The organism is Pontibacillus sp. HN14 (assembly GCF_021129245.1).
Classification (GTDB): Bacteria; Bacillota; Bacilli; order Bacillales; family BH030062; genus Pontibacillus.
Window position 1 is genome coordinate 79,428 of record NZ_JAJOLR010000009.1, and the last position, 8,230, is coordinate 87,657.

Annotated in this window: 6 protein-coding genes; 3 read left to right on the plus strand and 3 right to left on the minus strand. The window is 42.7% G+C overall.

Translation table 11 applies throughout. The annotated features are described in order from the left end of the window. Window positions 1-76: 76 nt before the first annotated feature. On the plus strand, window positions 77-1,423 hold the full coding sequence (locus LQ226_RS19575; protein WP_231419725.1) for a S41 family peptidase: 1,347 nt from the start codon (window positions 77-79) through the stop codon (window positions 1,421-1,423). Window positions 1,424-1,777: 354 nt separating this feature from the next. Here the strand turns inward: LQ226_RS19575 and LQ226_RS19580 are convergent, their stop codons facing one another. The 3 genes from LQ226_RS19580 to LQ226_RS19590 form a co-directional block, all read right to left on the minus strand. After that, window positions 1,778-4,369: a phosphodiester glycosidase family protein gene (locus LQ226_RS19580; protein WP_231419726.1), complete on the minus strand. Its 2,592-nt coding sequence runs from the start codon at window positions 4,367-4,369 to the stop codon at window positions 1,778-1,780. A gap of 193 nt (window positions 4,370-4,562) precedes the next feature. Next, on the minus strand, window positions 4,563-4,703 hold the full coding sequence (locus LQ226_RS19585) for a hypothetical protein (RefSeq protein WP_231419727.1): 141 nt from the start codon (window positions 4,701-4,703) through the stop codon (window positions 4,563-4,565). 72 nt (window positions 4,704-4,775) lie between these two features. Further along, window positions 4,776-5,252: a VanZ family protein gene (locus LQ226_RS19590; protein ID WP_231419728.1), complete on the minus strand. Its 477-nt coding sequence runs from the start codon at window positions 5,250-5,252 to the stop codon at window positions 4,776-4,778. 213 nt (window positions 5,253-5,465) lie between these two features. Here LQ226_RS19590 and galU point away from each other — a divergent pair, with 213 nt between their 5' ends. Both galU and LQ226_RS19600 read left to right on the plus strand, forming a co-directional pair. Continuing rightward, on the plus strand, window positions 5,466-6,347 hold the full coding sequence (galU, locus tag LQ226_RS19595) for a UTP--glucose-1-phosphate uridylyltransferase GalU (RefSeq protein WP_231419729.1): 882 nt from the start codon (window positions 5,466-5,468) through the stop codon (window positions 6,345-6,347). Between the two features lie 249 nt (window positions 6,348-6,596). Next, window positions 6,597-8,012: an APC family permease gene (locus LQ226_RS19600; RefSeq protein ID WP_231419730.1), complete on the plus strand. Its 1,416-nt coding sequence runs from the start codon at window positions 6,597-6,599 to the stop codon at window positions 8,010-8,012. Window positions 8,013-8,230 lie beyond the last annotated feature (218 nt).

Sequence of the window (8,230 nt, forward strand, 5' to 3'; positions counted from 1 at the left end):
TTACTTGAGCCTCCTAATCATGATATACTAGAAAAAAATAGAAAAGGGAGTTTTTGTTTTGAAATACAGTTTCAGGATGATCATCGCGCTACTTATATCGTTCACAAGTTTCACACTGCTTCCAACTACCATCGACGCTGTTGAGAATGAGAAAGAAATTAAAGATTACATAAAAAATGAATACGTCGATGAAATTGAACCTGAATTACTAGAAAAAGATCTTACTACTATTTTTGAAAGTCTGGATCCTTATTCTACTTATTTTACGAAAGAAGAATTAGAACGATTCAACGATAGTATCAATCAAAAGTTCGTAGGGATTGGGGTCTCTGTTGAAGTACATGATGAAGGAATTCTCATTACTCTGGTCTTCCCAGGGAGCCCAGCTGAAGAAGCAGGAATAGAAGCTGGTGATATCATCCTATCAGCTGATGGCATCTCCCTAAAAGGTAAAGACTCTCAATCTGCTATAACGTATATTACTGGAGCAGCCGGCACCTCTGTTTCCTTAGAGGTCAAGCAACAAGAGCAGACAAAAACCATTTCTCTTACCCGAGAAAAGATCCAACTTCCTGCTGTTACAGGTGAGAAACTCGGCGGCGATATTGGTTATATCCGTTTAAACACCTTCAGTCCTCAAACATTCTTACAGCTCAGATCCGTTTCCAAAGAAATGGATGACGTCAATCATTGGATCCTTGACGTTCGCAATAACCCTGGTGGTTACTTAAGCGCGGCTCAACAGGTGCTCGGTGTTTTTCCAGATGTGAAAACAGCCATGCATGCTGAATTTAGGGACATGGATTTCACGTATAAAGCTCAGAACCTTTTCTATAAGCTAGAGGAACCTGCCTCACTCTTAATCAATGAAAATAGCGCAAGTGCATCTGAAATTGTAGCCGGCTCCTTACAAGACTATAACGCAGCCACGTTATATGGTACGACCACATACGGAAAAGGCTTAATGCAACAAGTGAAGCAGTTCGCTGATGGCAGTGGTGTAAAACTATCAACAGCACGCTTTTTCACACCTGATTACAATGTGATCAACAGTAAAGGCATCTCACCAGACGTAGAAACATCCACTCCACTAGAAGATGCCCACACAGACGCTTTAGAACAATTTAAGTACCAAACATTTGATGAAGATACCGTAGCCTCAGACAAGACGTTTGTGATCCATACAAACGCCCCTGCAACTCCAAAAGAGTTCAAAGAATCGATTCACTTCTTTAAACTTGGTGGCAGTGATCTTCCGTTTACCATCACGGCGGAAGACGAAGATACGTTCATGTTAGATCCTAAAGAAGACCTTGAAGTAGACAGCGAATACACACTCATGATCCACCCAGGATGGACAAGTACTTCAGGTGAAACTTCTGAAAAAGGTGTCATCCAGCCAATTACAGTGGAAAATGAATAAGATGAACTCGATAGACGTAAAGCACCCTTGCCGGGGTGCTTTTTTTCTGGCTATTGGGTTCTTTTTCTAGACGTTCTGGATTGCATTCTCGTCATGGTCTTTTGTTTTCTAGACATCAGAGACAGTTTTCTCGACGTGCTCTCTCGTTTTCTAGACTTCAGAGACAGCTTTCTCGACGTGCTCTCTCGTTTTCTAGACTTCAGAGGCAGCTTTCTCGACGTGCTCTCTCATTTTCTAGACATCAGAGACAGTTTTCTCGACGTCCTCCCCCGCCTCCTACAGGAAGAAGCATCCCCCTCCACAACAAAAAAGCCCAGCGCCTATAAGCGCTGGGCCATCCCTAAACCAACTTCATTAATCTACCTGAAAGATCTTTTCAACCGGATCTTTCATCTTCGTTCCTGTGGAAGATTTCACTCCATCGGTTACTTTCAATTTATAGAACTGGTTACCTTTATAATCACTTTCTGGAGCATCTACGTACACTTTCGTACGATCGTTGCTCAGGCGAACCTCTATGCCTTCTACTTTGTTTCCGTTGTGATCGACAACGTATACGGTGTCTTCAGAAACAGAGGAAGAAAGTAGGGTTGTATTAAATGTTACTTTCCACTCTTTGCTATCTCGAACAAATTCATAATCGACTGGATCCTCAACGCTTGTATCCTCAGAGTCGTCATAAGCAGCACGAAGTCTGTCTAAGAAGATCATTCCCCAGTCTTTATTGTTCTCATCGGTCTCTGCAACATAGATGCGGGTCAGAGATAATGGCAGCGGTGCAGAGTCTGGAACTTCAGCCTGGACGTATTTCCATCCGTTCCAGTCCAATTCTCCTTCTTCTGTAAAGCTAATCGTCACCGTTTCCCCATTCCCATCTTGGAGCTTACCACGTAGCCAGTGATCTTTTCCGTCTCCATAAACCCACATTCCAATATGATTTGGACGGCCATCAATGGCGATTGGATCTTTTCGGATGATATAAGAAGCCGCTATGCCTTCATCACCTGTTGCGAAATTGTATTCAAAGCGCATGGAATGGTCGCCTGCTGCAACAGGCTCAAAACCTTCACTCAAACGATTTGTTCCTCTTGCTCGGATCGAGTCAAAGTACCACGCAGAGTTGCTCGTAAATCCATCTAAAATCTGTTCATTTCCTCCTATTGTTACAGAGGACTTGTAACTGCGTCCGTTCAGTTTTGCAACAACAGAACCTGTAGCCGGCTCGTCGTTCGTTGAAAGTACGCCATCTTGATTAATCTTGCCAATGGATCCTTCTGTTGCCCACTCTACTGTAGTCGGGTCAAAGATTAGTTTTTCATTGTCTAGATAAGCATCAGCTGTAAACGATTGTTTTCTATCGGTTCCAAGCTTAATACCTTGTGGTGAGATATCGAAACGATCCGCTTCTTCTACCACTTCAACTGGCAGTGTTTTCGTAGCTGTGCCGTATTCAACCACAACAGCCCCTTTACCTGCCTGCTCAGCGATAAAGGTATTCCCTTTCATTTGACCAATATTGCCTTCTACTGAGTAGGTAACCTTATCCTGATCAATCGAGATCGGATAGTAATACTGGTCTAACAGGGAATCCGCCTTAACCTGAATGGATGAGCCAGCCAGGATTTTACCTTCCTGCACTTTATGGGCACGAAGGTGCGTCGGCTCTCCGTCAGTTGCCGTATTTACGGCATGAAGAGTCGTTGATACAGAACGTTGCCAACCGTCTGATGGTGAGTTTATTACGCTCGGTAATGTGTTTCCAAATTGACGAACAGCCATCGTGGTGGAACCGCCGCCATCTAGATTCATAGCTTGATAGATTCCTTTGTCATCAAGGTAGTTCGCAAATTCTGTAAGAGTCATCCCGTCACTGTACCCATTTTGACGGCCATCAACGGTTACAAAATAAACTTTCGAGCCGTCTTTATTTGTTCCAACAGCTGTCCGTGGATGGCGCTGATTGGCACGATAGCTATCTTCGTTCATCGAAATATCTACCCGGCCATTTTGTACAAGCATCGGGCCGCTTCCAAGCATATACTGAGTATCCTTCCAAGCAGATGGTATATCAATGCTTAAGGAAAGCTTGTCCCCTACTTTAATATCGCTATAGCGCTTAGATAATGTGCCCCCCTGAATCGATAAGACAAAACCATCATCCGGAACTCTTGTACGCCCTTCTTCACCATAAGGACGGATATCTGTTACTTTACCTGTTACTTGCTCGCCGAAATCGACTTCCTTACTATCTAACGGCTTGTCTAACCCAGCTACCGTAACTTCAATGCCGTATTTATTCGATTTGGTCCAATCGAAGCGGTAAGATGGGGTGTAGACAATAATCTCGCCTTCTTCACGATCTTTGTTAACAGAATCAACCTTTACAGTATCTCCGTCATGTTCAAATTCCGTTTTAAAATAAAACTCCCCAACTTGAGCGTTCCCGTTGTCATCCATACCGAACGCTGTTGGAATGCTCATATATCCATTTGCATCTTCAGAAATCGCACCCAAGTTAAAGATGGACTGATTTTCTGAAACTAAATAAGCTGGTAAGGCATTATTTGTGTGGAAGAAAGATCCGTTGATCGAACCAAGCACACGATTCCCTTCCTTACTAATACTCTTCGCCTGTGTAGTCACAGGACTGAGTGATGGGAACGGAACTGGATAATTCATCTGAACCGTATTATAGGATCTTGATACGTCCACTTCTAAAATATTCGCTGTTTCTTCTAAATAACCAGAATCCATTTGTTCTTTTCTATGCGTCACGCCCGGAGCTACTGTGTTGTCTTCTTTCACTTCATAACTTGCAGCAGACACACTTCGCTCCGAAGTCCCGTCTAGCAATGGTAGATTGTACGCTGTTCCAACGATCGTAAAGATCATCATTAAAGAAAGAACGCGAACAGACCACTGCTGTACTGTACCTTTATGTAACATTCGTCTCCCCCTTATGTATATGCCTAAAAACAAACTACTAAAATTATACAGTTTAGTCATACCTTTTCTCAATAGACTAATGTAGGATTTTCATAGATTTTGACGAATAAAGGAAGCGATCTGTTACAGAAGACGTGTAATTTCTCCAAATCATGAGCTTGTCCGACCAAAAAATGTGAAGCAATATGACATTTTACCGCTTATCTTGTAAGGTTGTAATTTCCTTGATGAGTTTCTTTATTAATTGATCTGTATTTGAAATGGATGCTCTCTCTGTATCATCTATAATATTTTGCAATATATTTCGTAAATGGTCCTGATTTAGTGAATCCATACCTAACCACCTCTTTTTACATCATACGCATGGTCCCTTTGATTGACACAGAAGCCCTTCGCCTTTTGAAAATTAGGCTTGCCTCTTCATCCTGATCCGCAACCACAGAATGACACAGGCAATCAGAGCACCTGCTGTGTCGAGCATGACATCTCCAACGTATGGTGTTCGGTTTGGGGTGAAACCCTGATGGACCTCGTCTATGACCGCATACAAAAAGGTGAAGAGGATGCTTAAGAGCATGCTTCTTCCCCATTTAAGGGAAGTCGACCTCAGAAGAGCCACATAAAAGAACATACATAATAGGAGAAACACGGTCACGTGCGCGCCCTTACGAATAAAGAATTCAATCAAGCCATTCACACCAAGCGCCTCCACACTAACCTCTGAATGGTGATACGCAAATTGAATCCAATCAAGCACCGGTGCTAAAAAAGATAAATCCAACACATCACTCATAAACGGCTTTATATCCTGCTCCTCATATGGAGTCGAAGACGAATAAAAAATAACCCCCATCCACAAAATCGGCAATAACCAAAACCTCACAACCAACACCTCCCTCACCGCCCATCTTACCACACCACCGCAATAAAGCGTGTCAGACACCCTGCTACGCTCTAAAGCAGTGAAGGGTGTCTGACACATGGTTGCTCTTTAAAGCACTAAAGGGTGTCTGGCACGTGGGTGGAGTGGATTTTTGGGGGTGGCTGGGATTATAATGGGAGTAGGTATGAAAATGGTGAAGGGTTGTGATGTGGTTTGGCGATTAAGAAGGCGATTATTCCAGCAGCTGGGTTAGGGACAAGGTTTTTGCCGGCTACAAAGGCGATGCCTAAAGAGATGCTTCCGATTGTTGATAAACCAACGATTCAGTACATTGTTGAGGAAGCCATTGATTCTGGTATTGAGGATATCATCATCGTTACCGGTAAAGGGAAACGAGCAATTGAAGATCACTTTGATCACGCTCCGGAACTTGAGGATAACCTCATGAAGAAAGAGAAATTTGATCTTTTAGAAAAGGTCAAGCAATCATCGAAAGTTGAAATTCATTATATTCGCCAGAAGGAACCGATGGGACTGGGCCATGCGATTTGGTGTGCCCGTAAATTTATTGGGGACGAGCCTTTTGCCGTCCTATTAGGTGATGATATTGTCCGCGCTGATACTCCTTGCTTAAAACAGCTCATTCAACAATATGAAGAAACGAGAACATCGGTCGTGGGCGTGCAACGGGTTCCTGATGAAGAAACGCACCGATACGGGATTATTGATCCAGATCACCACGGCGGAGATCGGTATCACGTTCGTTCATTTATTGAGAAGCCTGAACAAGGACAGGCTCCTTCGAATTTAGCGATTATCGGTCGGTACATTCTCACTCCTGAGATTATGATGTTTTTAGATCAGCAGGAAATTGGGGCTGGCGGTGAAATTCAGCTTACCGATGCCATCCAAAAGTTAAACGAAATTCAACGGGTCTTTGCGTATGAATTTAATGGTCGGCGGTATGACGTTGGGGAGAAGCTTGGATTTATTGAGACTACGATCGAGCTTGCTCTAGAAAGAGAAGAACTTCGTGATGAACTTTTATCTTTTATAGATCAAACGCTTGAGCGTTATAAACAAGATTACTATTAAACGATTGTGCCGGGGCTCCCCCGGTTTTTCTTTTGTTATAAAATAACTTTCCCGCTATTTTTGAATTGAAAAAGGGACGTTAATTGTAAATATTTTAGTTTATTTAAGAAAAAACTAGGTTAAAGGTAGGGGAGGGACTTATACTGAATGTATTTCGTGCAGAAGAGCCTATACAACGATTGACACACTTCGGAATAATTCGAGTATAATATTAAGCACGCTATTTTATTAGGAGGCTTTTATTTAAAAATGGGACAACCACAGAGGAAGAAATTAGAGAAAACCTTAAAGCCCCACTGGGTCTGGGCAATTGCATTTGGTTCCGCCGTTGGGTGGGGTGCCTTTGTACTACCAACAGATTGGCTGCAAGGAAATGGACCGTTAGCTGTAGTCATCGGTTTCTTATTAGGGGCCGTATTGATGACAGTCATCGGTGTAAGTTACGGATTCCTCATTAAACAATTCCCTGTATCAGGGGGAGAATTTGCTTATGCTTACATTGGTTTTGGCAGAACACACGCTTTCGTCGCCGGTTGGTTTTTAACGCTTGGTTACATATGTACTGTTGCTTTAAACTCCTCCGCTCTTGCCTTACTAGGTAAGTTCTTATTCCCGAGTGTTGTAAAGGTCGTTCCCCTTTATACGATTGCAGGCTGGGACGTTTACCTCGGTGAAGTTATCATATCTACCGTTACGCTTATTGTATTTGCATTCTTAAATATCCGAGGAGCCAGTTTTTCTGGACGTTCTCAATTTATCTTTACTATCATCTTATTAACAGGAGTTGTTTTATTAGCCATTGGAGCGATTGTCAGCGACCAGGCTACTACTTCAAATATGCAACCACTATTTGCCCCAGGCAAACCAGCGATTGCATCGATATTGGCCATCTTAGCGATTACTCCATGGGCCTATCTCGGATTTGACAATATACCGCAAGCGGCAGAGGAATTTGATTTCCCTCCGAATAAAGCATTTAAATTAATCGTTTATGCTTTACTTGCTGCTGGACTTGCGTATTCTGTTATGGTACTTACTGTTTCAAGTCTAGCCCCTTGGCAGGAGTTAGCAGGATCTGCTTCAGCTTGGGCTACAGGAGACGCCATCGACAGCTTATTTGGCCGTCTTGGAATATTCATTATTGCCGTCGCTTTAGTGATGGGTATTTTCACAGGACTAAACGGGTTCTACCTGTCATCAAGTCGCTTAATGTTTGCGATGGGACGCGCTCGCGTGCTTCCACAGGTATTCCATAAACTACACCCGAAATACAATACACCATATGTAGGAATTATGTTTACATCTGCTCTATGCTTAATCGCTCCATGGTTCGGACGCGAAGTGCTGTTATGGATCGTAGACATGTCATCTATTGGTGTAACGATTGCTTATTTCTATTGCTGTGCAACAGCGTTCAAAATGTCGAAATCTAAAGCGCAGAAGATTTTCGCAGGATTAGGAGTAATTAGTGCAGCTATCTTCTTCTTCCTACTGACACTATGGTTCCTAGACTCTTCCCTATCCCAGCCATCTTACATTGCGCTAGCGGTTTGGGCAGGACTTGGGCTTCTCTTCTATCTTGTAAAACAAAAAGAATACAACGCTATTCCACGAAAAGAACTGAACTACTTGATTACAGAAAAAGAAGAAATCCCAGGAAAATAAGCAAAACCCTAAAGCCCACCGTCTACTATGACGGCGGGCTTTTTAATATTCGCGCACTCTTGCTTTCACACAGTAAAGGGAGAACGCGTGTCAGACACACGGGTGTTGATTAACCAAATTATGTAAATAAAATTAGACAAAAAAAGTCACTCACTTTAAAATGTTTCTTACCACAGAAAACAAACAAAAAGTGAGTGACTTTATATGAACAAAATTAA

Bases quoted from the DNA above. Each gene is read 5' to 3' on its own strand.
- LQ226_RS19575 (WP_231419725.1), top strand. From the start codon at position 77: ATGATCATCGCGCTACTTATATCGTTCACAAGTTTCACACTGCTTCCA.
- LQ226_RS19580 (WP_231419726.1), bottom strand. From the start codon at position 4,369: ATGTTACATAAAGGTACAGTACAGCAGTGGTCTGTTCGCGTTCTTTCT.
- LQ226_RS19585 (WP_231419727.1), bottom strand. From the start codon at position 4,703: ATGGATTCACTAAATCAGGACCATTTACGAAATATATTGCAAAATATT.
- LQ226_RS19600 (WP_231419730.1), top strand. From the start codon at position 6,597: ATGGGACAACCACAGAGGAAGAAATTAGAGAAAACCTTAAAGCCCCAC.